This window comes from Aminobacter sp. P4_D5 (genome assembly GCF_056401815.1).
On sequence record NZ_JBFUIP010001170.1, the window covers coordinates 1 to 566 of the forward strand.

The window sequence follows — 566 nt, forward strand, 5'->3', positions numbered from 1 at the left end:
GCCATGGTCTGCGCAGCCGCCGGCATCGACTGGCAGCCCCGCCCGCAGATGACGATCGCCGACATCGGCTGCGGGCGCGGCTACGCCGCCAATACGCTGGCCGCCGCCAATCCCGACTGGACGGTGATCGGGCTGGACCACAACCCCGTCCACATCGCCGAGGCGATGCAGACCGCGGGCCGCGCCGGCCTCGGCAACACGCTCTTCCTGGAGGCCGATCTCGCCGCCATGGACGAGGCAGGACTGGAACGCATCCCGCCGCTCGACGTCGTCATGGTCCATGGAGTCTGGTCCTGGGTGTCGGACGAGGTGCGCGCGGGCATCGTGCGGCTGCTGGCGCGGCGGCTGAAGCCGGGCGGCCTCGCCTATCTCGGCTACAACGCGCTGCCGGCCGCGGGCGCCGATCTCTCGCTGCAACGGCTGCTGCGCCACCTGGCGGGCCCCGTGGGAACGCTGCCGGGCCAGGCCGAGGCCGCCGCAGCCACGGCGCTGGAGCGGCTGCGCGGCATGGCCGGGCAACTGCCGCTGCCCCAGACCCGGATGCTGAAGCGCCTGCTGGCCGAGAC

At 73.7% G+C, this 566-nt stretch carries 1 protein-coding gene; it reads left to right on the plus strand.

Annotated features, from left to right (window positions below; all coding sequences use genetic code 11):
- A partial coding sequence (locus AC1DWF_RS37305; RefSeq protein WP_476843454.1) for a class I SAM-dependent methyltransferase occupies positions 1-566 on the plus strand: 566 nt, incomplete at both ends.